General features: G+C 62.8%; 28 protein-coding genes. 2 read left to right on the top strand and 26 right to left on the bottom strand.

Annotated features, from left to right (window positions below; genetic code table 11):
• Positions 1 to 43: 43 nt before the first annotated feature.
• Positions 44 to 6,679 (bottom strand): hypothetical protein, encoded by a 6,636-nt coding sequence (locus tag J3474_RS10705; RefSeq protein WP_207094162.1) that lies wholly within the window; start codon positions 6,677 to 6,679, stop codon positions 44 to 46.
• Positions 6,680 to 6,815: 136 nt separating this feature from the next.
• On the opposite strand from J3474_RS10705, the gene J3474_RS10700 reads away from it, so the two are divergent.
• Positions 6,816 to 7,157 carry a hypothetical protein gene (locus J3474_RS10700; protein ID WP_207094161.1) on the top strand — a complete coding sequence of 114 codons (342 nt, stop codon included), beginning with the start codon at positions 6,816 to 6,818 and terminating at the stop codon, positions 7,155 to 7,157.
• On the opposite strand, the gene J3474_RS10695 is transcribed toward J3474_RS10700, so the two are convergent.
• Genes J3474_RS10695 through J3474_RS10615 form a run of 17 tightly spaced genes read right to left on the bottom strand, consistent with a single transcriptional unit; the run spans position 7,154 to position 19,208 of the window.
• Entirely contained in the window at positions 7,154 to 9,232 is a 2,079-nt protein-coding gene (locus J3474_RS10695; protein ID WP_207094160.1) for a transglycosylase SLT domain-containing protein, read from the bottom strand. The genes J3474_RS10700 and J3474_RS10695 overlap by 4 nt on opposite strands.
• A 1-nt stretch (position 9,233) precedes the next feature.
• Positions 9,234 to 9,719, bottom strand: a complete 486-nt coding sequence (locus tag J3474_RS10690; protein ID WP_242528343.1) for a hypothetical protein — start codon at positions 9,717 to 9,719, stop codon at positions 9,234 to 9,236.
• Between the two features lie 35 nt (positions 9,720 to 9,754).
• The gene (locus J3474_RS10685) at positions 9,755 to 10,216 is read right to left on the bottom strand and encodes a hypothetical protein (RefSeq protein WP_207094158.1); all 462 of its coding nucleotides are present in this window, start codon (positions 10,214 to 10,216) and stop codon (positions 9,755 to 9,757) included.
• The gene (locus J3474_RS10680) at positions 10,209 to 12,020 is read right to left on the bottom strand and encodes a hypothetical protein (protein WP_207094157.1); all 1,812 of its coding nucleotides are present in this window, start codon (positions 12,018 to 12,020) and stop codon (positions 10,209 to 10,211) included. The genes J3474_RS10685 and J3474_RS10680 overlap by 8 nt, the downstream gene beginning before the upstream one ends.
• Entirely contained in the window at positions 12,020 to 12,661 is a 642-nt protein-coding gene (locus tag J3474_RS10675; protein WP_207094156.1) for a hypothetical protein, read from the bottom strand. The genes J3474_RS10680 and J3474_RS10675 overlap by 1 nt, the downstream gene beginning before the upstream one ends.
• Positions 12,658 to 13,296: a hypothetical protein gene (locus J3474_RS10670; protein ID WP_207094155.1), complete on the bottom strand. Its 639-nt coding sequence runs from the start codon at positions 13,294 to 13,296 to the stop codon at positions 12,658 to 12,660. Before J3474_RS10670 ends, J3474_RS10675 begins: the two co-directional genes overlap by 4 nt.
• Entirely contained in the window at positions 13,296 to 13,589 is a 294-nt protein-coding gene (locus J3474_RS10665; RefSeq protein ID WP_207094154.1) for a hypothetical protein, read from the bottom strand. Before J3474_RS10665 ends, J3474_RS10670 begins: the two co-directional genes overlap by 1 nt.
• 59 nt (positions 13,590 to 13,648) lie before the next feature.
• Positions 13,649 to 13,960, bottom strand: coding sequence for a hypothetical protein (locus tag J3474_RS10660; RefSeq protein WP_207094153.1), 312 nt, complete (start codon positions 13,958 to 13,960; stop codon positions 13,649 to 13,651).
• Between the two features lie 50 nt (positions 13,961 to 14,010).
• Positions 14,011 to 14,349 carry a hypothetical protein gene (locus J3474_RS10655; RefSeq protein ID WP_207094152.1) on the bottom strand — a complete coding sequence of 113 codons (339 nt, stop codon included), beginning with the start codon at positions 14,347 to 14,349 and terminating at the stop codon, positions 14,011 to 14,013.
• Complete coding sequence (locus J3474_RS10650) at positions 14,349 to 14,792, bottom strand: Bbp16 family capsid cement protein (RefSeq protein ID WP_207094151.1); 444 nt, start codon at positions 14,790 to 14,792, stop codon at positions 14,349 to 14,351. Before J3474_RS10650 ends, J3474_RS10655 begins: the two co-directional genes overlap by 1 nt.
• A gap of 27 nt (positions 14,793 to 14,819) precedes the next feature.
• The gene (locus J3474_RS10645; RefSeq protein ID WP_207094150.1) at positions 14,820 to 15,824 is read right to left on the bottom strand and encodes a major capsid protein; all 1,005 of its coding nucleotides are present in this window, start codon (positions 15,822 to 15,824) and stop codon (positions 14,820 to 14,822) included.
• Positions 15,825 to 15,836: 12 nt separating this feature from the next.
• Complete coding sequence (locus J3474_RS10640) at positions 15,837 to 16,712, bottom strand: hypothetical protein (RefSeq protein WP_207094149.1); 876 nt, start codon at positions 16,710 to 16,712, stop codon at positions 15,837 to 15,839.
• The gene (locus J3474_RS10635) at positions 16,663 to 17,001 is read right to left on the bottom strand and encodes a hypothetical protein (protein ID WP_207094148.1); all 339 of its coding nucleotides are present in this window, start codon (positions 16,999 to 17,001) and stop codon (positions 16,663 to 16,665) included. Before J3474_RS10635 ends, J3474_RS10640 begins: the two co-directional genes overlap by 50 nt.
• Complete coding sequence (locus tag J3474_RS10630) at positions 17,001 to 17,171, bottom strand: hypothetical protein (RefSeq protein WP_207094147.1); 171 nt, start codon at positions 17,169 to 17,171, stop codon at positions 17,001 to 17,003. The genes J3474_RS10635 and J3474_RS10630 overlap by 1 nt, the downstream gene beginning before the upstream one ends.
• A 2-nt stretch (positions 17,172 to 17,173) precedes the next feature.
• Entirely contained in the window at positions 17,174 to 18,832 is a 1,659-nt protein-coding gene (locus J3474_RS10625; RefSeq protein WP_207094146.1) for a portal protein, read from the bottom strand.
• Positions 18,832 to 18,969, bottom strand: coding sequence for a hypothetical protein (locus tag J3474_RS10620; RefSeq protein ID WP_007011675.1), 138 nt, complete (start codon positions 18,967 to 18,969; stop codon positions 18,832 to 18,834). Before J3474_RS10620 ends, J3474_RS10625 begins: the two co-directional genes overlap by 1 nt.
• A gap of 47 nt (positions 18,970 to 19,016) precedes the next feature.
• Complete coding sequence (locus tag J3474_RS10615) at positions 19,017 to 19,208, bottom strand: hypothetical protein (RefSeq protein ID WP_207094145.1); 192 nt, start codon at positions 19,206 to 19,208, stop codon at positions 19,017 to 19,019.
• A 316-nt stretch (positions 19,209 to 19,524) separates the two neighbouring features.
• On the opposite strand from J3474_RS10615, the gene J3474_RS10610 reads away from it, so the two are divergent.
• On the top strand, positions 19,525 to 19,767 hold the full coding sequence (locus tag J3474_RS10610; RefSeq protein WP_207094144.1) for a hypothetical protein: 243 nt from the start codon (positions 19,525 to 19,527) through the stop codon (positions 19,765 to 19,767).
• A gap of 67 nt (positions 19,768 to 19,834) precedes the next feature.
• Here J3474_RS10610 and J3474_RS10605 read toward each other — a convergent pair whose 3' ends face one another.
• Genes J3474_RS10605 through J3474_RS10570 form a run of 8 tightly spaced genes read right to left on the bottom strand, consistent with a single transcriptional unit; the run spans position 19,835 to position 24,483 of the window.
• The gene (locus tag J3474_RS10605; protein WP_242528342.1) at positions 19,835 to 20,020 is read right to left on the bottom strand and encodes a hypothetical protein; all 186 of its coding nucleotides are present in this window, start codon (positions 20,018 to 20,020) and stop codon (positions 19,835 to 19,837) included.
• Positions 20,007 to 21,533: a terminase gene (locus J3474_RS10600; protein ID WP_207094142.1), complete on the bottom strand. Its 1,527-nt coding sequence runs from the start codon at positions 21,531 to 21,533 to the stop codon at positions 20,007 to 20,009. The genes J3474_RS10605 and J3474_RS10600 overlap by 14 nt, the downstream gene beginning before the upstream one ends.
• On the bottom strand, positions 21,517 to 22,233 hold the full coding sequence (locus J3474_RS10595) for a terminase small subunit (protein WP_207094141.1): 717 nt from the start codon (positions 22,231 to 22,233) through the stop codon (positions 21,517 to 21,519). The genes J3474_RS10600 and J3474_RS10595 overlap by 17 nt, the downstream gene beginning before the upstream one ends.
• Positions 22,230 to 22,592, bottom strand: a complete 363-nt coding sequence (locus J3474_RS10590) for a hypothetical protein (RefSeq protein ID WP_207094140.1) — start codon at positions 22,590 to 22,592, stop codon at positions 22,230 to 22,232. The genes J3474_RS10595 and J3474_RS10590 overlap by 4 nt, the downstream gene beginning before the upstream one ends.
• Complete coding sequence (locus J3474_RS10585) at positions 22,589 to 22,858, bottom strand: hypothetical protein (protein WP_207094139.1); 270 nt, start codon at positions 22,856 to 22,858, stop codon at positions 22,589 to 22,591. Before J3474_RS10585 ends, J3474_RS10590 begins: the two co-directional genes overlap by 4 nt.
• Entirely contained in the window at positions 22,855 to 23,274 is a 420-nt protein-coding gene (locus J3474_RS10580; RefSeq protein WP_207094138.1) for a hypothetical protein, read from the bottom strand. The genes J3474_RS10585 and J3474_RS10580 overlap by 4 nt, the downstream gene beginning before the upstream one ends.
• On the bottom strand, positions 23,264 to 24,088 hold the full coding sequence (locus J3474_RS10575; RefSeq protein ID WP_207094137.1) for a hypothetical protein: 825 nt from the start codon (positions 24,086 to 24,088) through the stop codon (positions 23,264 to 23,266). The genes J3474_RS10580 and J3474_RS10575 overlap by 11 nt, the downstream gene beginning before the upstream one ends.
• A complete protein-coding gene (locus J3474_RS10570; RefSeq protein ID WP_207094136.1) occupies positions 24,085 to 24,483 on the bottom strand; it encodes a hypothetical protein in 399 nt (132 codons plus the stop codon). The genes J3474_RS10575 and J3474_RS10570 overlap by 4 nt, the downstream gene beginning before the upstream one ends.

Genomic DNA, 24,483 nt, shown 5'->3' with positions numbered 1-24,483 from the left:
GCAAGGGATTACGGGAGGCAGGATGTGCGTTGAATCGCGGGGCTCAGCGCTTCTCGTCGATCTTCCCGGTCGAAAGCCCCTCCAGCCAGTCGCCGAAGTCTTGAGGCGTCGTATCCCCGTTGCCGACATCGAGAAGGAACTGCGTGGCGCTGGCGACCTGCCCGGGGACAAGGCCGGTCAAATAGCCAGCCGCTTCGAGCACATCCTTTGTTGTGTGTGGGGCATCTCCTCCACTGGCCTCTTTAGCGACAGATCCGACTGCCTTCACAAAAGATTCGAACGCGCGGGACACAGGAGAAATGGAAGGCGCAAAGTAGCGCGCGCCACGCGCAGCATTCCAAGCAGGCTCAAACACATCACGCACACCGGGGATCGGACCGATCGCGTTCGCAAGTAGTTTGCGCGCGACCCATTGCGTCCACCACTCATCATCGTCGGGCCCCGCATGAGCCCCGACTGCAGCGCGCAATACCTCAGTCAACAACGGAGGAAGCACCAGCAGGAAAAAAGCACGTGCAGCGAGCTTGGGAACATTCCGCTCTCGGCGCCGATCTACTCCCATCGCATCGCGCGCCAGTGTGCGTTCACGTTGATATTGCGCTGAGAAGAAGCTGTAGAACATGGTCATGAGCTTGAGAGCTTCACCCCGGGTTCCTGTCCCGCGCTGGATTGCCGCGAGATCTTTAGGACCTCCAGCGCCTTGCGACTGCCGCACAGCCTTATCCGCTGCATAGGCGGCGTCTTCCTCACTCATCCCAGCCGCCAGCGCATTACTGTATCCTGCCATCCAAGTCGGGATTGATACTGCAAGATCCATGTAGCCGATGCCGTGGAAGAAGAACTTTCTTCCATCAATGACCGCTGCCGCAGCCTTATTGGCTGGGTTAATACGGGAAAGTCGCGCGATCTCGGTACGGATGTCGCGATCGATGGTGTTCATCCGGTGGCGCAATTCGTCGGACCGTTCCATCACCGCGCGCGCATGGCCCGGAATGTCGCGGTAGAACTGCGCTATGGCCTTCGCCATGGCCGCTTCGCCGACAACTTCGAACGAGTTTGAATAGCCCGCGATCTGGGATACCATCGTGGTCGCCCGCAAACCCATGCCAACAGCTGTCGTGTTTGCACGAAGCTTACCCAGCCACTTGCCGAACCCCTCGTTGCCGGCGCGTTCGACGGCCCATGAATTGGCGACGAACTTGATCCACGGGCGGAATTGCTTGCCGATCTCCTGCCCAAGAGCGGCATCGACAGCGCGGCGCACACGCTCGCTGGTCAGGAACCGGTTCACCTGGATCACCGCCTCGCGATGCGTGATGTCGTGGATTACCTCGCCCAAGTGTCGGTTGATGACGCCGAGATTGAGTAGGATCGGCATTTCCACCTGTTCGCTACGAGCTTTCGACGAGGATGCATTAGTGTTCGACCTGGAATACCTTGAGTCCAGCAGGTCGCTTTCCTTGCCTGCGTTCTCCTGCGCCTTGTAGTTGCGCGACGTATTATACACTGCCGGATAGTAGCCGCCGCGCATCTGCCCGTTGGTGCTGGTGTCGAACTTGCGGGCGCGGACCTTGTTTTGGACCACGCCATTAACGCGCTTTTCCATTGCGGAGCTCTCCGGCCACAGCGCGTCGAACGTGTCCCAGACGTTCTGGACGAATTGCCACTCCTCTTTCGTCAACGTCTCATCGAGGTAGCCGATGAGGGCGCCCCCGTTCAGACGGTAGCCGTCGGCGAGGCGCTGCAGGTTGCCCTCGTTGCCCACGTTGAGCGCCATCGCGACGAGCTGCTGCCGATTGAGCACCATGTTCCGCCCGGTCTCGATATCGATGAAGGGGAGAACGATGCGGTCTTGCCATCGCGAAGCGACCTCCGGTGGGACCTCCTCGAAATGCGCCTTGATCCGACCGAGGTAGTCCTTGAGCATATCCGCTTCGCGCGCCTGGGCCCGGGCAATCGGGCGGAACGCGATGCGATTGAAAACCCCGTTCGGGTTTCCGTCGTCGAGCCAGTCGAACACCGTCTCCATCTTGAGAAGTGTGGCGTCGATGCCGGCTATGCCGCGGCCGATACTCTCCCATAGTCGCGGATCAGCGAGATCGGCCGGCGGTTTGCCGCGCAAGTTCTCAGCGCTCGCCACTGCTTCCTGCTCAATCTCTTCCCAGAGGCGTTCGTCCTGTCCGTCGATCAACATCTGCTTTCGGCGGCCCAGATGCATGATCTGCTTGACCGCCTCGTCGAGCATGAGGATGTCCTCGACCGGCATCTTGCTCCAGTTCGTCAGACCGAGAGTGGCCTCGAAGGTTTCCGGCACGACGACGTCGAAGCCCTCAGCCTCGCGCGCGGCCGCCCATGCCGCAAAGCTGCCCTTGCGCCTCTCGTAGATCTGCGAGCGGCGCTTCAGGTCGACCGCCTCGAGGAGCATCTGCGCCTGCTCGAGATAGTCCTGATCGATGGCCTTGCGCGTTTTCGCCTCAGCGACCTTTTCCATGCGCTTGCGGGCCGTCTCTACCTCATCCGCCGCGACGTAGGCTTCGGCGGCCAGCGCGTTGTTGAGCATCTGGAACTGCTTTTGCCGGTAGGCCTCGGCATGGTCACCGGCAAGCAATGCGGCTTCCGCTGCCTTGCCAGCCTTCGCGGCGTTGCGCGCATGGCGCACCAGCGCGCCGGGCGAGGCGACGTCGATCCACTTGCCCGACCGCACCTTGCCGCGCGCCCAGTCGCGCGCGATCTGGTAGGGCAGGGGGCCTCGGCCCGTCTTGCGACCGAGTGCGCGGATCTCGGACGAGATGACCTCGCCAAGCATTTCCGACTGCACAGCCTCCATAGCCTCGCGCTCGATCGACCCGTCATTGAGCGGATCGCCGTAACGCCTTGCCATTTCCTGATCGGTTGCGGTTTCGATCGCTCGCTCCCGCATCGACCGCTGATCACCCCCTTCCTTTGCCTGCCTGTGAGCGCGCTCGGCGCCGATCAGGGCTTCGATCATTTCAGTGGCGGAGGCATAGCCCGAGACTTCGGCCACGTTCTCCGGGTTCACCCCGCCTTCGACGTAAAGCGGCGGGACGCGGCGCGGCAGCAGGTCGAGCGCATCGAGCCCCATGCGGTCGACGATCCACTCCTTGCTGATCCGGTTGCCGTCCTTCTTGACTTCCATGGCGGCCAAAGCGCGAAAGATCGGGCTTGCGTCGATGCGGGCGGCTTCCTCTTCGCGCACCCCGCGGCGGGCCTCGCGATAGCGCTCGGTCTCACGCCGACGGATGGTCGACATCACGCGTTCGAGCAGCTTGGCGTGAGCGGCGGCGTTCGCATCCTCGGCCTTCGCCTGGTAGGCGGCGAATTCTGCCTTGCTCATTCCAGCGTCGGCGGCCTGCTTGAACAGGGCGTCTATGCCCTGGCGCTCGCGTGCCGCGGCGATTTCCTCGTCGCTCGCAATCATGCGGTCGAAGACCTCGCGGATCTCCGGGCTTATCTCGGAGCGGAGGGCGGACACTGAGCGATAGATCGACAGCATCCACTGCCGGACGTTCTCAAAAATGCGGGTGAGGGCGTTCGTCGGCGCCTTGCCCTCCATGAAGTACCGCTCGATTCCGCGCGCGAACAACTCATGCGCCTCGACCGGGATTGTGCCGTCTTGAGCGATGGCGTGCCCCGAGTGCGCGAACCACGACTTTACCGCGTCCCAATCGGCGCGCAGTTGCTCGGGCGCGCTGGGTAGCGCGGCATCGGCAGCGAGTTCCTCAAGCCAGACGTGCCCCAGCTCGTGGATGGGCGTCGACAGATCGCGGCCCTTGAACAGCTCGATGACGCGCTTGTTCTCATCGAAGATCACACGCCCGCGCGTCTCTTGCTGGAAATCCCGAATCGTTTTCGCTACACTGCGGTCAACGGCGTCCTCGGAGCGAGCCACCTCCGAACTATCGCGGCCAGTGTCTGTACTCGTGGCTGCGGCGCCGTCTTCAACCTTCCTGAAAGCAGTCAGCAGCCAGTTCTTGGCCTGATCGTCCCACGCCAGCCGGACGGCGGCCTTATGGTCCGCGCTTTCCAGTTGAACGCGGTTCGCGGTTCGCGATGTAACCGCGAGGCTCGATAGGATGCCCTGCAGGTCGCCGACAACTTCGGGATGCCAGCGGATCAGCTTCGCCAGGCCATAGCCATCGTGCTCATTCTTGCCTTCAACGCCCCATGGAAGATCGATGTCGCCGATGTCGGGATGGTGGAGCGCGCCAACTGCCTCCCCATCCTGCACTGTGCGCAGGAACTCCACTGCACCTTGGGCATCGCCGCGGAACTGCTCGAAGCGGGGGCCGAAGGGGCCTACGTCATTGGACTGCTCATAGGCCCGGCCGAGAATGTCGACCTCTTTCGCCAGCCGCTCGACCGTGTCGCGAATGTCCTGATCGGTCATCTCCGAGGGCGAGTAGCCCGCGTGCTCAAGCATTTGGCGCAGATCCTCCGCAGAGGCTCGGACATCATCGGTGCGCGTTTCCGCGAAGGCAGGTCTTCCGGCCATTTCCTCGGCAAGCGCGTCAAGCAAGCGCTGCGTGTCGAGCGTGGATGGCCCTTGCTCGTTCTCGACGTTGACCAGGTCCGGGAAGTACCCGGCCTCGATCGCCGCGCGCAGCGTGTTGTCTATGCCGAAGTCGCCATTGCCCGAGACGCCGCCGGCCATTTCCACCTGGCGCGGATCATATTCGCGCAAGTACTTCTGCGGCACACCCATCGATGCCAGATCGCCGCCGACGTCGTTGATGCCGCCGCGCTGCTGGATGAATTCGAGCAGGGAGGGGCCGACACCGTATTCAAGTGGGCCGCCCGTGCGCAGGGCGTTGATGACAAGATCCAGCCGGTCCGCCGCGACTGCCTGCGCGACACCCTCGGGCAGCACCTGGCGTACGGCAAAGTTGTCGAAGTCCTGCGGCGACAGTTCCATTCCCAGCCGCTGGGCGCGTGTCTGGGCTCGCTGCACCGCGATCTCGGCATACTGGCGCGCGACGGGCGCCGTGTACCCTTCGCCGAACATGGCGGCAACGCGGTCGACGAGCTGGTCGCGAGTGCTCCTGGCGGTCCGGTCAGCGCGCTCAGTTGCGGCCATCTCGTCCGCCGTCTGGCTCATGACCTCGGCCATTGCCTCATCGAAGGTCTGGGCTTCGCGGAATGACATGCCGCCCTGCGACAAGCGCACGTCATCCTTGATCGCCTCCCACGCAGGCGTGCCGACGACGTCGGTCAGGAAGTCCTCGATCGGCATCACGACATCGCCGCCGGTCGCGGCGGCCTCCTGCGCATCGGAGCTGGCGAACGGATCGTTGGCCGGATCATACCCTTCGGATTGATTGAAGGATCGGATTGCCTCGCCGGGGATGAAGACAGACGACGCCCCGGCTTCCTCCGCATGCTCGCGCATCAGTGTGCGGAACGCCTCGGGATCGCGCTGCTTGAGCTTGGATGCCTCAGAACCCTTCGCCATCTCCTCCAGCGCGGCGCGTTCTGCGCGGGCCTGTTTCGCTTCCCTGACGCGCCCTGTGACAGAAGCGGTCGCATCGGTGGCTCGGTGGGCAGCGCCAATGACCAACGAGGTCGTTCCGCTTCCGCCAAGGACAGCCAATGCAGTCTGACCAGCGGCTTCAGGGCGCTCTAAAAGGAAATCGCCGAACGTTTTGTTTCGGTTCTCTGGCAGATAGGCCCAATCTGTAAGATCTTGCGTGAAGGTAGCGATTTGTTCGCCGGTCATTTCCTGACCAAGCTCTCGAAGAAATGCCTTCCCCCAAGGCATCTTGCGCGTGATCATCTCACCAAGGATACCGATCGGGATCTTCTCGGTGAGCGCCTCGGTCGTACCTTGGGCGAACGCATAGGGAATGGCTGATGCGGTCGAGAGGCCTTTAGCCTTCGCCGATTCGTATGACGTCGAACCAGTCATCACGCCGATGGCGGTGGAGCCAAGTTCAGGGTTCCTGGTCGCAAGGGCGATTGCGGTCAACGGTATACTGTCGACACCTTGGAGCAGCCCTTCAGTGATAGCGGTCGCGCCGCGCACCCGATTGCTTCCAGCTTCAGCCCGATCACCCCATGCATCGCTGATGGCCTGTCGCTGCCGCACCGAAGCATTCAACGCGCCTTCTGGATCAAGAATTGACCAGCCAGTCGCTTGGGCAAGGCTGGACATCCCCGCATTGATCGGAGACTGCGCGAGTTCGTTTATGTCGACAATGCGGTTCCACGTCGCTGCAACACCTTGCCCAGCCAGAGGAAGACCTGAATGAAAGACGCGCGACGGTACCTTGCTGACAAAATCCCATGCCTGACCAAGCACGCTAAGGCTTTCGTGGTCGTCGACTGCCATCGCCGCGCCGCGCGGGTTCTTCGCGGCCCATTTTCCTACGGCGGGATACTGGCTCGCAATGTCGACCATCCTGCGAACCTGTAGGCCGCGCTCGGCCGCATCTTCATTACCCTGGACGTCGAGAATGCTCGAACCGGTATCGCGGGCGATCTTCTCGGTGCGCGCTACGGCATCGGGCGCCGGTGCAGATAGCAGACCATCACGGATCTGGTCGTCGCGCTGTCGCTCCATCTCGCGATCGAGCCAAGTGCTCGGTGCGTTCGACGTAGATGGCTTTCGGGGCTGGCGCGCCCCGGGAAGATAGGTTTCCAGTTCGGGGAATGGCGTCGGCATAGGTCCTCGCTTGACGAGCAGACCCTACGGGCGGCATTCAAAGTGTTGAATCGCAGGGGACTTAAAGATGATAAGGAATTCGTTGGCGGCGCTTGGATTGGTTGCAGCACTTTCTGGCTGCACAACATTCAGTAACATGGATAAAGGGCTGGACGCACTACAGGGTCAGCCGATTGAAGCTGCCTTCGCCAAGATGGGCATGCCAAATAGTGAAGGTATTTTAGCGGGGCACAAGGTATATATTTGGAGCAATGCGTACAGCATGACGATGCCAACGCCGCAGACTACGAATTACCAAGGTACCGTTGGAACTACACCATATAGCGGGACAGCAAGCACCACGGCTTGGAAGACTTCTGAATATGAATGCACAATTCGTCTCTTTGTAGACGAAAACGAGCGCATCAATAACTACGATTATTCTGGCAACATCGGCGGGTGCGGCACATACTCATCACGCCTTAAGCCTCGGCATTAACCCCCAGGCTTGCCCATCGCCTCCCAAGCCTTCTCGATCTCGTCGTCGCTCGGGTCGCGGCCGTTGGCATTCCGGAAGCTGCGGACGATCTGGGCCCGGAAATTCGGGGAGAGGATCTGTGACGACCGCTTCTCACCATTCCACAAGATGCCCTTCGTTTCGACCGTGCGGGTCGCGTCACGGAACAGGCGATCGAAGTCGGCATCACCCATATCGCGGCGGCCGGATTCTTCGGCGGCGCGCTGCTCCATGTAGCGACGGATACGAAAGGCCTCGGTCGGATCCTTGTCGACATCGATGCCCGACCACTTCTTCGCCCGCGTGATCGCACTGTCGATGTTGCTGCGAAGATCCAGCGCCTTCGGATTGTTCAGGTCCTGCTGCGCCTTGATTTGCGCCGTTGCCAGCTCGTCGAACTCACCAGCCGTCATGAACGGCTTGTACTTGGCGAGGTTGAGCCCTGCGAACTTGGCCTGATCGACCCGGCCGCCAGCCGCCATGCGATGCAGCGCGACGACGGTCTCACTGTTGGCAGCCGGAGCCTCAGCCTTCTTGAGCTGCTTCTCGATGTTCTGGAACTGGATCTGCTGATCCGGCCCGAGCGCATTCCAGGTATCGCGCGGGATCATCGATGTACGAAACCTGTCGCCCGAGTTTGCAAGGATCGTCGTCGCGGATTCGTCGGCGGTCTTCCTTTGATCAGCCAGAAGTCCATCATCAGTTTTGACGCGCCTGTCGATTTCCTCCCGCGCACGCTGGGCGCGTTCCGGGGAGATTTCCCCGCGATCAACCGCAGCATCGATGGCTTTATAGGCTGTTTGGCGCGTTGCCGACCAATCGCGCGCAGCTGGTGCGTAGGCCGTAGCCTGGGCGCCGAGAGCGCCAACATTCTTCGCGACGTAGTCTCGCGTCTCCTTGGGGGCATGAACCAGCCAGTCGGCACCATAAGCATCGATAGCATCGTCGAGATTGCCAGGTCCCCAATTGTATGCCGCCCACATTTTGGCGAGGTCGCCGCCATAGCGCTTTTCCATAACAGCGCGGTATTCCTGCCCGACCCGTACATCATCGGTGGGCGTTCCATTCGACGGGCGAATACCAAAGCCGGGATCTTTCGCCGTCGCTGGCATGACCTGCATCAACCCGCGCGCGCCAACCGGACTTACTGCATCCGGGTTTCCGCCGCTCTCAGACTGAACTGTTATCGCGTTCAGTCGATCTGCGGTCGGGGAGCCACCGGCATCAGCAACAGCCGCCGGTTGGGGCGTGAGGCCCATGAAGTAATCAGCATCGGCGCTGGCAACGCGGTCCTGCATCGGTCCCTGCATGCGCGCCATCGTCTTGGCGTAGAGCGCGCCGGTCATCTCGTCTCGGTACGCCGTAACATAGTGAGCGACCTCGTCGAGGTGCGGATCGAGCGAGGCGAACATGACGTCGAGGACGCCTTCATGCAGCTTCGACATCGCGGCCTTTTCGGCGACGGCATAGGCATCAGGCATAGCCTCTTCGTCGAAGCCATCGAATTGCAGCTGTCGGCGCACGCTGTCGCGCAGCTTGAGTCCGGCCTGCTCGCGGAAGGCGGGATTGTCGGAGGATACAGCGGAATCGATCAGCGAGTCCTGCTCGACCTTGAAGCTGGCCGACGTCTCGGCGCGACTTTCCGCGAAGGCATGACTTGCCCCGATGGACCGGGCAGAGCCATCGAGCTCGATCAATCCCTGTTCGATCATCTGGCGCATGCGCGGCGATGTCGCGGAATTGAGCGTGGACTTGCGGATCTCGTCGAGGCCCTTGTCGAATTCAGGCTGCCCGGCGCGCGCCGCTCCGAGCTTCGTAGACTTGTAACGATCGAGCGCAGAGGAATATTCAACGCGCGCGTTGGCGAGCGCCAGCCGGGATTGCGTCTCGTCGTTCTCGAGGTTGATCTTGTCCTGCGTCGACGCCAGCCGCGATGCACCGGCGAACGCCTCGGCGAGAACTCCCGCGGCGCCCGGTCCGCCCGGTGCCTGAAACCGCTCGCCGGTCGTGCGAACCGGCGCGACCTGGCCGGGCTGATAGTTGGGGACGCGCGGCATCTTATCCGAATCCCTTGGACTTGGACGCCGAAGACCCGCCCTTCATCTTGCTGTACTGATTTGCCCCGTCGAGGAGCGACGACCCCATGTCGAAAGCGCCCTTGACGAGAGCCGCTGAGCCGGCTTGCCGCGATGCAGAGGCCTCACCCTCGTAATTGGACGCAGCGATATCGTGGCCGCGCAGGTTCTGGGCGCCTTGCTGGTAGATCCGGCCGACGTCCTCGCGTCCGAGCATAGTTGTATCGTCGACGACACCGGCAGCCGTGCCGAAGTCGACGCCAACGCCTGCGGCGGCAGCCCGTGCACGCTGCGCGCCTTTCATCTGGCCGATCTTGCGGTAGTGCTCGAGGGCGGCCTCGCGCGTGTTCTGCAGCTCCTGCTGGCCCGCCTCGCGCTCCATGTCAGCATTACGCTCGGCGATCTTTGCCTTGAAGCGCGCCTGCGCATTGGCCGCTAGAGCGCCGACTCCGGCGCTTGCCGCAGCCATGCCGGCCGCAATGATGGGAAGAGCTGGGCCGCACATCAGGCCATCACCTTGCTGAAACGACGAAACGCCACATCGCGGACCATGATGTCTTCCTCCTCGACCGTGAAACCCCAGCGTGCAAGCAGCCGGATGGCTTGGCGATTTCGGGCCGAAACTAGATTGTCGAGGCGGCGCAATGAATCGCCGAGCCGTGAGACGAAGCCCGGTCCCCACATCAGGAGCTCGCGGCCGTGCCGGTAGACCTCATCGGTGCCCAGAAACCACGGCGTGCCGCGCCCGTTGATCAGGTCCTCGACGACAACACCGAACATCGCCTCCGGCTTTCCGTCGACGAGCGCTGTCCAGGCCTTGCCGCTGGTTGCAAGCCCCAGCCGCAGCGCCTGCTTTGCGGTTCGGCCCATTGCCGCGCATTCCTCGCGGTCGATGGCGCGCAGTCGATTGGCGATGACGTTGATGTGGCGAAACTCAGCCGAGACGACGGCGACGCGACTATCCATTGATGACGATGTCGCGCGAGACGCCAAGGACAGTCATCGGTAATGGCGCGTCTGAGCGGATCCAGCACGTGATCTCATCGCTGGCCTTGTTCGCCATGCCGACCACGTAGTCGCCCGTCATGAGGTCGTCGGGTGCGCCGTATGCCTCGCTGGTCCTGTTCTTGACGAGGAACAGGTTGTTCGCGTCTGAACCTGCCTTGACGGACCGACTGTCGCGGAGCGTGAGAACTACATCGCCCACCTGCTGGCGTCGCCCGACGTTGAAGCCCTTGTTCGGGATATTGATCCGCACCGGCAGCGGTTCGATGTCTGCCGTATAGGGAATGCCGAACGTAACCTTGCTCGCCGTCGGCTTGATCGACGGGAGGGCGACGGTGCCGTTGGCGACAGTGAGGTCGTAAACGGCGACGCCATCGACCAGCCCAGCGACATCGGTGCGCCCCTCGAGATGCCAAAGGCCCGAGAAGCTCGATTGCGGTTCGTCGAACTCGGCCGAAACTGCGCAGTCCAGATAGACGCAGTCTGAAACGTCGCTCCACAGGTGCGGCGCCAGCCGCTCTACGAAGCGTTTGGTCACGCCATTTACCTCGCGCTCGACGATGAAATAGACGCGGTCCTCACCGCCTTCGGAGATCGCGATGCAGTCGAGGAAGACGCCATCCGTCTCGCACAGCGTCCAACCCCAGACGTTCTGCTCTTGCTCCCAGGTGAAGCACAGCAACTTGCCGTCGGATCGGCAGGCCCAGATCAGCGAGCGCGGCTCCTGCGCGTAGCACCAGCTGACGATGTCGAACTCTTCGAAGAAGTGCGGCGAGAAGATCGAAACGTCATTCGACTTCTGTCCGTCCACGTCGAACGAGTAGAAGATGCTGCGCACCGACGATCCGACCGACGGGATGTAGAAGATCACGTTGTCGACGACGATCGATCCGACGCGGGACGATCCCCGGCCAATCTGGCGCTTGATCGACGGGGGAGAATTCCCGACGAGAATTCCGCCCTGGCCGTCACCATCGACAGTGAAGATGGAATCGGACGAAAGCGCGAGGAGGCCTGTCGTCGACACCAGCTGATTGATCGAGTTCACGCGGCCAGCGACGATCGTGAACGAAAGACTATCGTCTTCGCGCAGGGGCTGCGAGCGGTCCATGTTCTCGAGCTCCGCCGAGCGGGTGCCCCAGACGCCGTTGGGTACGTTGCGCGTGCGCGCCCACAAACCGCGCTGCTCGAACAGCGTGACAGTCGAAGGGTAATCGTTAGCCGTGGCGCCGAACGGATTGTAGGCTTCGGGCGGCGCCTGATCGAGCGCTGGGCCGATGTTGTCGTCGCGGAAGGTCAGGCCATCCGTCGTACCGATGTAGCCGAAGAACTGCGAGTTCTCGGCCTTGTACACCTTGTACCGGTCCGCACCGGTCACCGCCGACCAGGTGATCGTGTTGTAGTTGCGCTTGAGGGTCAGATCATTGGTGACGGTGTCCTCGTTTGAGGCGCGGCTCTCCAGCCCGTCAGCATCGATCGCAGTAACGCAATAGGTGGCTGGCTGCGGGAAGTAGTTCTCACCGCCGTTCGGATCATCGACATTGGGCGTCGTGGCGGTAGCATTGCAGCCCGTCGGAGCGGCCAGAGACGGCCCGAACGTGACGTCTACAAATTGCCAGGAGGTGTGCCCTTCGCGGATCAACTTGCCCGGTGAATGGTCGATGTGGGCGAGATACATCGTGTCTGCGGTCTGCTCGAAATCGAGATCCGCCAGCTCCACGCCGTTGTAGGGCGAGCCCACCTGATAAATGCGAGCGACACCCATCAGTAGAACCAGTACCAACCGCCGCCGGGGATGATGACCGGAGGATCGGGATCGGGGACGGGATCTGGGACGGTCGGTGCGACTGGATCGGGATCCGGCGCAGATGTCCGCGTGATGCCGCCGGTTGCGGAAGTGAAGGCATCCAACCCGGTCGTGTCCGCATCGATCGTGAAGTTGTTGCCGTCGATCGATGAGGCGACCGTCCACACACGGCCATTGAGCAGTTCGCCGATCTCGCCGGCGATGCCTGTCAGAAAAACGCGATTGCCAGCCGAGTATCCGTGGTACGCCGCCGTGATCTGGGCATTGGCCGCGTTGGTTATGGCGGTAATCGCGAGTTCGTCCTCGATCAGCCGGCCGCCGTTCGCGCAAGGGCTCATATACCCCTGGCCCATTTCCAGCGCATAGGTTTGCGTTAGCGAGAACTGGAAGGGGAGGAGGCGATTGGGCGCACTGTAGTCGAGCACCTCTGCGACAAGGTGCGTGCCAGGGCGCTTGGTCATGCCGCCGTACTTGAGCACCATGACATTTCGGGCGCGGCGCACCGCCGATTGGTACGCATCGACATCGAAGCGGCCATGCAGGTGCGGGGCGAGTTCGCCCTTGCTGAAATTCGGTTGTGCGGCACGGAAGTTGCTCACCGCATGATCCCCATGCGCGCCAGCTCAGCCTCGGAGACATAAGACGTCTGCCGCTGACCCATCCGGTTCTCTTCGTGGGCGAGGGCCCGAGCACGCGACAGCTCTGCCACTCTGGTCAAGGTTTCGGTGATCTTCGGCTCTTTACTGAGGGGCGTGGCGATGCGGACAGCCAGTTCATCGACGAATGCCTTTTGCATCAGAGCGCCGAGTTCGGACGCGGGAACGGTAGACGCCGTGTAGATCAGCGTGGCCGTCTCGACGTTCGTGTAGATCTTGTCGCCTTCGAACACGAAGCGCAGCGGGTAACCGGCCTGGAGCGGAAAATTGAAGGGTCCGCCTTCCGGCAGGTCGGTCGCATCATCCTCGACCCCGCGAATGCCGAGGGGTGTTTCCATGTCATTCGGGACGACATAGGCATAGAGCCACTCGGCAGGGCGATCATTGGTGACCTGGGCGAGAACGACGCGACGACGGCCGAGCGGGATGTTATCGGACCAACTGATCATCTCGTCGAGGAGTGGCTGCGCGAAGCGCACACACTCGCGAGATTCTAGCGTGTCCTCGTTGAGGCTCGCGATCTGCCCCTTCGCTACATTGGCGAGTGCCCGGTTGCACAGCTGAATGAGAGACGCCATCAGGCCGGCACCGCCGCGATCTTTTTCGTCTGCCCCTGCGCAACGAATGTGCGCATCAGGACACGCTCACCGGCAGGAAGGTAGAACGCATTGTCGGTCGAGGCGGTTGGCTCGCCATCACCGAACGTCACGTAGTGAGCTGTCTCGGAGTAGACCTGGGCAATCGGCGCACTGGTCGCGACCGGGCCACTGGCAGCCGATCCAGCCGTCGTGTCGAGTACCTCGGAGCCCAGTGGGATACCGAGACAGTCCTTGTCGACGCTGGAGAAGTACGAGATGATGAGAGTTGTCACGGCGCACCCCTTTCAGGGCCGATATGGCCGGATCGGCAGCCGCGTTGAATCGCGAGGGCTTAGGCTACCCGGATCATCAGCGCCGAGCCGTTGCGGTAAAGCCCGCCAACTGTAACGCCGCCGGAAGCCGCGGCAGTGTCATCGGCGTAGTCGCCTAACGACGTGAACTGGTCTTCAAGGGCACTGATACGGGTTTCGAAGTCGGCAACGCTTGCCTGAAGCGCGGTTACCGCGATGTTCAGCGTCGTGACCGCGTCCTGCAGGTTCGCAATATCGCCGGTGCTCGCGATAGCGACCGGGTTCGGCGCGACCTGCTGCCGCCGCTCGGGGTGGCGTGACCGGTTGAGCGGATTGTCCTGGCGCTGCTGCATCTGATGAATTGGCCCCGGGCGGGAGAGGTTTCGCCCGGGGCCAGCCCCCGTCAGCCTTCGGCCGACTTATCGTCGGAAGCAGAAGCGGTGGAGGCGGTGCGACCCCCGCGCTTCTTCTTCTCTTCGATCGGATTGCCGTCTTCGTCCAGCCAGGTGCTGCCCGGTGCGACGGTATCGGGCACAGTCGACTTATCGTCGGAAGCAGAAGCGGTGGAGGCGGTGCGACCCCCGCGCTTCTTCTTCTCTTCGATCGGATTGCCGTCTTCGTCCAGCCAGGTGCTGCCCGGTGCGACGGTATCGGGCACAGTGAACTTCTGGCCTTTGTAGACCATACGGCCTTCGGTCGAGACGTAAACCGGCTCGCTCGCGGTGTAGGTTACGGTGCCCATTACGCACCCCCGTAGGAGTTGTTGGTCTGGCGCGCCATGACCGGGCCGGCAGTGATCTTGCCGGTGGTCGGAGCGGTGCCGGTGACGTCATAGTACAGGCGAACGTAGCGCGCCTTGGTTCCCTCGGGGAACTCATAAGGCACATCGAACTGATAGCCTGCGACGAGATCGGCAGCAGCGACGACCTTGCCACCCTGGATGGTGGTCCAGGTCGAGTTGTCGGGCGACGTCTGGACCTGCACCTGCAGCGAGGTGAGGTTGTTGAACGCCTCGGTCACACTGACCTGCAGCGGAACGCCGCAACCGATCCCGATGTCGCGGGTCAGGGCAACGCTGCTGCCATACGGGGTGCCGGTTGCGCCCAGATCGATGACGTTGGTCGACGCGGCATCGGCCGTGATCGCCTGATCATCGCTGAGCAGAAGGCTGTTATCGAAGATCATGAGTAATCCTCCTTCTCAGGCCGGGGCTTACGCCACTGCCGTTTCGGTGTTGAGCAGCGCGTCGGTCTCGCGGATCGGCATGCCACGCCAGGTGAGGACTTCCTCGCCCTGGATCTCCATGGGACGCAGGCGGACGGCGGAACCGGTCGCGGTGCTTTCCGCGTCGAGCGCCTCCATCATCGTGCTGTTCATGTAGATGACGGTGCGGCCGGGGCTCATCTCGCCGGGCTTCTCCATCTTGTAGGAGCGGCGGCCCTGCAGCTTGTAGTAGGCCTTGCGCATCAGTGCATTGACGCCAACGTTCCCGGCAATGACTTCCGAGACGTCGATGTTGGCGACGCGGGCATTGAAGCGCCAGTCCTTGACGGTCACGCCTGCGTGCTGCGTGAAGATTTCTTCCTTCACGTAATAAGGGTCGCCATTCGCGTCGGTCACACGCTGCTCGCCCTTGTCCTCGCGTACGACGCCAGCCGGGATGTTTTCCGGGGTGAGCATCGAGGTCTGGCCGTCGCCATGGGTGACGAACCAGATCGAGGTGTTGTCCGAACCCGAGCCGGCGCCGTCGATGACGTTGTTGTTCGACAGCGAGTTGTAACGCGGCGCGAGACCGTGGAACTGCTTGCCGTTGATGTTCACGTTCGAATAGAACACGGCGCTTTCCAGCGTCTGCGCGATGATTTCAAGGAAACCGCCGGCTTCCATGAGGCGCAGCTTGGCTGCCTGATCGGGCTTGAGCTTGAGGAGGCGCGTGTCGACGGCCGACATGCCTTCGATGAAGCCGGTCGTGTCCTCGACCTGGGTATAGGCACCCTTGCTCTGGGCGATGCCCTGATAGAGCGCGCCCCACGAAACAGACGGCAGGCCGGTGCGGATCGACGAAGCGTGCTTTGCACCCTTGTTACAGGTGATGACGTTCGCGTCCTTCATGAAGGGCGTGAGCTGCGTCAGAGCCTCGACAACATCGCCGATGCCGTCGCCGCCCGCCTTCAGGACACTGATGAGGTCCCAGTAGGAGTTGCCGAGAATGGCCATAGTAGTTTCCCCTTAGTCGTTGGGATACATCCGCTTCTCGACAGAGAGCGGGGTTGCAGGATCTGCGCCGGAGCGCGGGAACCCGTCTTCGGACGCCATCTCGCCGATCTTGCGCATCATGCGCATCATCTCGGGATGATTGCCGAAGCCGGTCTCGGTGAGCACCTTGCGGAATTCCGAACCCTCGGGATAACCGAGCGCGTCCAGAGCCTTCGCGCTGAGGTGCAGCGTCTCTTCAAGCTTTGCGCCGCCGATGTCGGGATCTGCCTTCGTCGCATCGGCCCAATCGGACTTCTGCTTCGCGCCGGCGTCGACGAGCTGTTGCAGCGTCTGGTTCGCCACGCTGTCGCGGAACTTCGCGGCGGCGGGCATGATCTTCTGGGCCTGCTCGTTGGTAAGCCCAGCTTCCTTGAAGATCGGCGTCGCTTCCTCGATCGCAGCGGGATCGAGATCCATGCCTTCAACCTTCAGCTCGTAGGTCTCGGGCACGACAGGATCGCCAGCCGCGGGCCTTTCCTCGCCAGGTTTGGGATCTTCCGGATTCGCGTTCGGATCGGCCGGAGGATCGCCAGCCGCGGGCTTGGGCGCTGCAGCGCCGCCCAGCAGCGAAGTTTCGCCTTCATCCTTGGATCCGTCGGCAGGCGGTGTGCCGGGCGCGGGATCAGCCGGAGGATCGCCAGCCGGCGGCGTTGCAGGCGCGGCAGGATCTGCAGGGGCAGGGGTCGCAGGAGCGCCACCGGTGCCGGCGTCGTGATCGGGGGCACGCATCAGGCGGCCGTGCAGTCGCTCCATCGCCGTCGGCCGGATATGGCCAGACAGGATCGCCACGCGGGCGGTCTTATTCGTCGCTGAGTTCTGCATAGGGGTCGCGTCGTTTTCGGGGTCCATGGGTTCTCTCCTTCGGATCGGGGTTCATCGCTTCGCGGATCGCTGCGCTGATCGTTGCCAAGGCCCCGGGAGTGCGGAGCGCTTCAGGCTGGCCTTGCTCGACCATCTGCAGGATCTCGAACCCCAGGCTCCGGCGCCCCTCGATGAAGCTGAGGTCACGCTCTATTGGCCCATGAGCAGGACCTTCATGAGCGAGGAGGCCCGCACTTTGAATCGCAGCGAAAAGGAAACGGCGAAATTCGGGACGAGCGAGCAGATACTCAGCGTCTTCCCGCGAGATTTCTGACATCAGGACATCGCCCCGGTCTTCGGATCGACCGTGCCGTCTCCGTAGCGCTGCGGTCCACGCGACTGCTTGTTCTTGGCTCCACCGGCGATCATCGTTCCGGCGATTCCGCCGAGCGCCGCCGCTCGTCCTGCCTTGCTGGTGAGCATGCCCATCGGGTTCGCGGTGCACATGGTCAGCCTCCCATCATGGCGGCGAGCGCGCTGCGGCCGCCTGCATCGGTTTCTGAAAGGAGCTTGGCCGCGTCGGCACCGTCCTTGACGGCCGGCATCATGGCTGCAGCCTGGGCCGCCTGTTCCTGCTTGGCGCGGTTGGCCCGCAGTTGCTCGACCTCGGTCTCGTCCCGCAGGATGCGGCCCGGGACACCGAGCCGGTCGTAGTATTCACGCAGCGCCTCGTCGGTGTTGACGTTGTCCATGACTTCCGGCTTGGCAGCGGCGAGGTTCCCGGCCATGCCAAGGGCGCGTTCGATCTGGCCGGCGCCAACGGCACGCTGCATGCGCGCAAGGATCGAGACGAACTCGACATTGATCTGCGCGCCACCAGCTTCAGCAAGCGCGGCAGGGGGAGGCGGCAGCAACCCGCCCCGCATCATGATTCCGAAGGTGCGGTCGATCGCTACGTGCAGCTTCTCGCCGTTCACGCTGTCGATGACTGGCCCGAGCTGGGTCAGCTTCTCCTCGTTGCGGCTGGCGATTTCCTCGATGTTGCGTGGCTGGATGCCCCGCATGTTCGTGATCGCGTTGAACAGGTCCGCAAACGACGCGCTGTCGATCTGCTGGTAGATCTTCTCGATCTTGCCCTCGATCGCCTGCACCGCCTGGTAAGGGATCTGGTATGCTGGCATGGCCGCGTACTGATCGAGGTTCGGCACACTCCGCGTGGCGCCAGGCTCGCCGGTTACGCGAACACCCTGCTTGACCAGCATCTCCGGCTTCACCAGCTTGTCGACGGCTTCGTTCAACCGCTTGGCGTGGAACTGCAGCTCGCGCAGCGCAGGCAGGGCTTCCATGCCGGGCGAGACGCCATAGGTGTCACCGCCGATCGTGCCCCAACGCGGGGCCCAGAACGGCTGCTCGTTATAGCCGCGAACGTCCATCATCCGGCCTGCTCTGTCCTCAGGCAGCCAGTAGGCCGAGATCCACGGCTTCGATCCGAAGCGGCCGGGAATGTACTCGCGATTGGGCTCGATCAGGTTGTAGTACGTGAACGACTGGTCGCTCCGCTTGCCGGTATAGGCCTGCTTGACCAGGTCTGGCGCCTTGCCGCCGAAGGCTTGCACCAGCTGGCGCGCCGACATCGTGCATTCGCGCACAAGCGTGTCTGGGGTGAGGGCGTCGGACAGGCCGATCCAGTATTCGCCCGCCGTCATGGAATGGCACACCGAACCGGCGGTCATGTGCTCGGCCATGACACAGGCCTCGGTGCCGAACAGGCCCATCTCGGCATAGCCCGATTTGGCCGCGCCGTAGAAGTTGGTGCGGGCGAGGAAAGCGTACATCGCCTTCTCGCAATCGGAGAGCCACCCGCGCACGCCGAGAAGTTCGTTCAGGTCCTCGTCGGCCAGACGTAGCGTGAACCACGGGCTGGACGATGGCGTAAGACCGCTCGTCATACCGTTGGCGAGCGTGCGGAACGCCTCGATACCGTGTGGATCGAGCAGCCGGTTATTGCGCGTGCGGCGGCGCGTGCCCTTGTTGCTCTCCGAGGCGAGGAAGCGCGACCGGGCCGGCTGCGCGAAGCGCGAGATGTCTCGCCACTCCGCCTCGTAATCCGAGCGCAGGCACTTGAGCGCGTCTAGGCGCGTCTGGCAATGGTCGCGCAGGTCGCTCATCAGCCGAGCGTCGGCGTCCCGACGGAGGGCGAGCCCACCGTTCCGGAGGGCGACGTCATCAGACCGGCAATGATCGCGCGGCGCCGGCGGCTGTTATCGGTCGATCCCTCGGGCGCACCGTTGTCAGGCAACTTCATCGCCTGGCGTTCCGGGACGGACGGGATGTCAGGGGTGCCGGTGCACATCAGGCTGCGGCTTGTTTACCGTTGACGAAGTCAACGAGCTTGTCAGCATACGCAATGGCAACTTCGGCGCTTGGAGCATGGATATGCCGGAGTGCTTGATCGATTGCCCACTGGCGAAGCATCTGCTGATCGGCGCGAAGAGCGGCGGGATCTGCCTGGGCTTTGATGCAGTTTTCTGATTGAGCGAGCATGGGGCCTCCTGATGTCAGGAGGCGGTATGCGGCCTATCAGTCTGGCGTTGAATCGCGCAAAACGACTCGCGAAAACTCAAAAGCAAGTCGTGAAAGCATCGGAGGCAAGAAACTTTTGTCCCCAGTCTTGCACTGGTGCGCGACTTTTTTACTTGCGAGCAACTCCGATTCACGGAATCCCTTAAGGCCTTGATAGCCCCAGAAAGGTGAAACCCTCGGCGCGCCAACGCCGAGGGCTAATCGGGGCAACCTCTGGTATATCCTTGGCCGGAACCAGAGGCGGGTAACTCCCCGTCACTTGTGGATCCTTTTCCACATGTCCGGGGCTCCCGTCAAGCCGGTCGAAAACATGGAAGGTAACACCATGAAGTCCGAACGACCGAAGCGCCCAAAACGGGCGAAACTGACAGACGACGTGATCCGTGAGATCTGGAAACTTCTCTGCGAAGGATGGTTCCAGCACGATATTGCGGCGAGGCTTGGCATTAACCAGGGTCGCATTTCCGAAGTCAACACAGGCAAGCGCGGGAGCCACATCACTGGCCTCCGGCCTGCCTGAGGGGATTGGGGCGGGCTCCGGCCCGTCCCGTCTTCGTTTCAATCTTACATGGACAGGATCGACACTCTCAAAGCCCCTTGTACGGGTCGTAGGGCTGCGGCGTCGGATCCGGGCACCGCGGCATCTCTGCACCTTTGGTGTCTCGGTACCGCTTCCTGAGCACTTCGATGTTGTTCGTGATCCACAGTCGGTCGTAGCCCAGCGCGCGCAGCGTCTGCAGCCACATTTCGAAGGCGGGATCAAAGGTCGCCATAGGGGTCATAGCCTCCATTGCCGTAGTTCTCGGGATTGACGTAGCCAGGCACATGTCGCGGCGCGACCGGCTCGGCGAATGTGACGGCGAGCGCGTCGCCATCGTCTGGTGAGGCGAGGCCGCGCTTCTTCATGTCCTTCTTGCGCTCGAGCATGATGGATGTGTCATCCCCGCCGAAACCGTAGAGCGGTCCGGTCAGGTCATCCTTCAGCTGCTGGTCGTCGGGGATTGCACCTCCGATCAGCCAGTCGCGCATGTTCGTCCAGATCTCAGAGCGCTTGTTGTAGACGTTCGTCGGCGTGCCGTTGAACATGGCCTGGCGCACCTTGGTCGAGCCGAACCAGACCTCGAAGACCGGCGTGTCGGGAAGAAGCTGGCGCAGGCGATCGATGATGGCCGCGCCAATATTGCCCGCGTCGACGAAGATCGCATCGGGATGCCACTTCTGCGCCTCGAGCACGATGTCACCGGCAACAAGCATGCTGTTCTGCTGATGCCATCTCTTCCACGGCCGTGAACGCGCATCCCGGCCGCAGCGGATGGCCAACGTCGAATGGTCGTCACCAAAGCGGGCGCAGTCGACACCGAAGATCACCGGCTCACCAGAATTGCCGGGCGCGATCTCGCGGGACTGGGCGGCATCGACCACCTCGGACCCGATAAACTGCATCGAGGATGCCGACGGGAACATGCCGCGCACGCGCACCTTGGCGATGTCGCTGTTCTCGCCGTAGGTGTCGACGATCTCCTGCAGGTACTTCTTGTTAGTGCCCTCGACCGTGCGGCTGTCGATCTGGCGCGTCTTCCAGAGCTTGCGGTTCTTGCCGAAGCACTCGCGGAAGTCGCCCGTGTTCTGCGTCGGGTTACCGAAGGCAAGCCAGATGATCTCGGTGTCCGCGTCGGTGAGCGCACCGAGCGCAACTTCCCAGACCGCCGGCGGAATACCCGAGGCCTCGTCGAAGATCAGGATGATCCGCTTGCCCTCGTTGTGCAGGCCCGCGAATGCTTCCGTGTTGTGCTCGCTCCAGGTGGCGAGGTCGAGGCGCCAGCCCTTGTCGTGGCCCGGCATGGTCGAGACGATCGATGTCGCGTTGACCTTGAACCAGTCGTTATTGAGCGCGAGGCGGAACCACTTGGCGATTTCCGGCCCGGTCTTCGTGAGAAGCTGGCCTTCGGTATTGGCCGTCACGACGATGCGCGTATCGACGCAGGTATCCATGCCCCACTTGGCGAGCATGGAGATCAGCGCCGACTTGCCGATGCCGTGGCCCGATGCGACTGCAATGCGCAGGGGATCGAAGCGCGTCTCGGGATTGCTCAGGTGATCGCCGATCTCACCCATGACCCAGCGCTGCCATTCGCGCGGGCCGTCCTTGTCGGCCAGCTCCGTGCCCTCCTGACCCCATGGGTAGGAATACATCGCGTGGCCGAGAGGATCGTGCGTGAAGGCGCCGATGTCCTCAGCGATCTGTTTCTTGTAATCCGCCTTCGAAAGGTTAGCCGCGGCTGGCAATGGCGCGCTCCCGTGCAGCTGCGAGCACGTCGGCAAGGTTTTCCGTCACCTCAAGCTCGAGCTTGTCCTTGAACATGCCCAGGTGCCGCGCGATGTTCTCCAGCGCCTTGGCCTGATCCATCGTCTTGATCTCGAAACCGGCCTGCGTGAGCTTGGCGCCAGCGTAGAGCAGGCGCGCCGCGCCCTTCAGGTGCCGCGTATCCATAGCATGGACCTCGGCCTTCCCTTCGCCGAAGCATTTCGGGCACTCCGGATGCGGATCGGCCTTGCTGTCGTAGCCGAAGCCGCCATCCTTCTTGGGCAACTGCTGAGGCTCACCATCCTTGATGGCCTGCTTTACCGCGAGGACCGCTTGCGCATACTCCTCGGTATCGATCCACTGCCAGGCATGCTTCTTGCCGTGGCAGTAGCGGCAGTTCGTGCGACGAAACTGGACGAGCTCGTTCACGTCGGCCGTGGCGATCTGCCACCAGCGCTCGAGCACCATGTCCTGCGTGATCTCGGTTCGCTCGGAGAGCGCCTGGCGCCCCGCTGCGATAGCTTCCTGCACCTGAGCATTCCTGAGCAGCCGCGAAGCGTTGACTTCGGCCGCGTTGCCACGCGCGGTGTAGCCAGCGCGGATGTAGGCAGGCCCGCCCTTGAAGTCGACGAGGTACTCCTCGACGAACCGCTGCTGCTTCGGAGTGAGCGGCTTACTCACACTGCCCCCTTGCGCACCTGCACCTTGCCGCCAGCGCGCGAACCGGCGCCGCACCCGCGGGGCACGTGGCGGCTGGTCGTCTGCTGGTTCGGCGCTTTCATGGTCCACTGGCCTGTAGCGCAGATCTGCACGCGCCTGAATCGCTGGAACCGGATCACCCTGATCAGGCCACGTTCCTCTAGCCGCTTGACCACCGTCGGCGCGCCGCTCGACGAGCTGCAGCCGATCATCATCTCCAGGTCGAGATTGAGCGGGCAGGGCTCTCCGGCCTCAGCCGCCCGGCACAGCTCATCGTAGATGATCGTCTCGTTCGGCGTCATCTCGGTGCCGGTGCGCGGATTGATGGACCGCATTTTCATTCCCCTTCCTCACGATTGCCGCGCCCGTAGCGGCTGAGCCCAAGACGCCTGACCTGGCGCCGGTAGTTGGTCGCCGGCTGCACCGTGACGACCACGAAATTCCTGATGATGATCCGCTGGCCGCCCGGCAGGCGGACGCACTCGCAGCCGAAGTCGGCGGCGCACTGGACGGCTGGTGTCGAAAGCGCCGCGCGAGCCTCCTCGTCCGTGCAGCGCCGCACGCGCTCCATGTACCGGCTGATGGCGTGGCTCGACACCCGGATCATGCCGCGCTGTCCTCCTCCCAGAACAGGCGGCCGTCGCGCTCGACGATCCAGCCTTGCGAGAGCCCGATGCGCTTCAACTCCGCACTCAGCGTTTCCGGATCGGGCAGCGGCTCGGTTCTGGTCGGACGCTCAGGGGCGACGAGGCGCAGCACCGGCGGCGTCTTGGGCCGGTTGTACCAGGCGAGGTCCTCGCGCGTCGCCTCGATGATCGCGGGCACGATCTGGGCATGGTGCGTGCACTTCATGCGCGCTGCACGGATTCCCGCCTCGAAGATGTGTAGCGGAAGGTGGGCGAGCGTCTCGAGCGCAACGTCGAGCCATTCGTCCGCCTCCTGGGGCGACATGCCGACCGGACGCACAAGGGCGAGACTGGCTGACAGCATGGCTCCCATGACCATTTCCGGTTCATCGTTCACCGATTGCGATCCTTTGCTGGTGTTGTTCCTGATCAAGCCTGCGCTGGCGGCGGCGCTCCGCCACCTCGAAGCCGATCTGTTTCGTTGATGGGCGCTCAGGCGCGCTGCCCTGGTGGAAGGAAACCCGACCGGCGGCGCGCTCTGCCTCCGCCTTCAGGCCTGCCGTGATCCACTCCACCGGGTTTTCCGGTGTGTGCTTCTGGCACCGGGCCAGCACGGCGATGACCACGCTCTCGTGGTAGTTCTTCTTCCAGCGCCCGATGATCGAGCGGGCAGGCTGCTCCTTGTGACCGGCATCCATCAGGATCGTCAGGCCGGTCCGGAAAATCGTCGCTGCAAAATCGAGGGCCAAAGGAGGCGGCGCGTCGTCGCGCCCGTCAGCTTTAGCTGACGGAATATCTCTTGTTCCCTTGTTCCCTTGTTCTTTTGTTGTCCGGTCGCTGTCCGGTCGCTGTCCGGTTTCCTGTCCGGCTGCTTGTCCGGCCTTGGTTTCGACGTCCTGATATTTGGCGTAATTGCAGATGGTTATGATCGTCTTGCCCTGTCCGGTTGCCCGTCCGATCATTTGTTCGGTTTCGAGACGGGTCAAAAACCGCTCCACCGCCGAAGGGGACCAGCCCCATGCCTCGGCAAGCTGCGCACGGCTGGCGCAGAGCTGCCCGCGCTCAAGCGAGATGACCTTGCCGCTGATGTCATAGGGCGTCGGCTTCCAGCATGCCTTGGCAACCAGCCAGAAGAACGCGCGAAACCGCTCCCCATCCTTCAGGAGGGGATGATCAAGTGCGTCTCGCTCCATGACGATGAAGCCGCTCATACCAGTGCCCCCGCATCCTTCAGGATCTGCAGGCCCGCCTCGGCGCTGCGCACGATATGGTGAGGGACGCCTATGGCGAGGCACCAATCGCGGAAGTCCTTCTGACCGTCCGTCATGGAACCGGTCTTCGACTTGAACTCTATCGCCAGCGAACCGGCGGCCATCAGGAACAGGTAGTCGGAAGTGCCGGTGATCAGCCCAAGCGCACGCGCGAGCGCGACCTGGGCGGGTATGATGATCTTTCCCTTCGGCCCCTTGCGCACCATGCCCGCAAGCTCGTTTGCCGGATGGGTGAACACGGCACGCAAGCGGCCTTCGATTGCCGCAACCCGCAGTTCATTGACGAACGCGAGGCACTCGGCATCTTCCGGGCCGATTTTGATCGATCGCGACAA

Origin of the sequence: Novosphingobium sp. PY1, from assembly GCF_017312445.1 — a bacterium.
Taxonomy (GTDB): domain Bacteria; phylum Pseudomonadota; class Alphaproteobacteria; order Sphingomonadales; family Sphingomonadaceae; genus Novosphingobium.
This window is presented reverse-complemented; position numbering and strand designations above follow the sequence as displayed.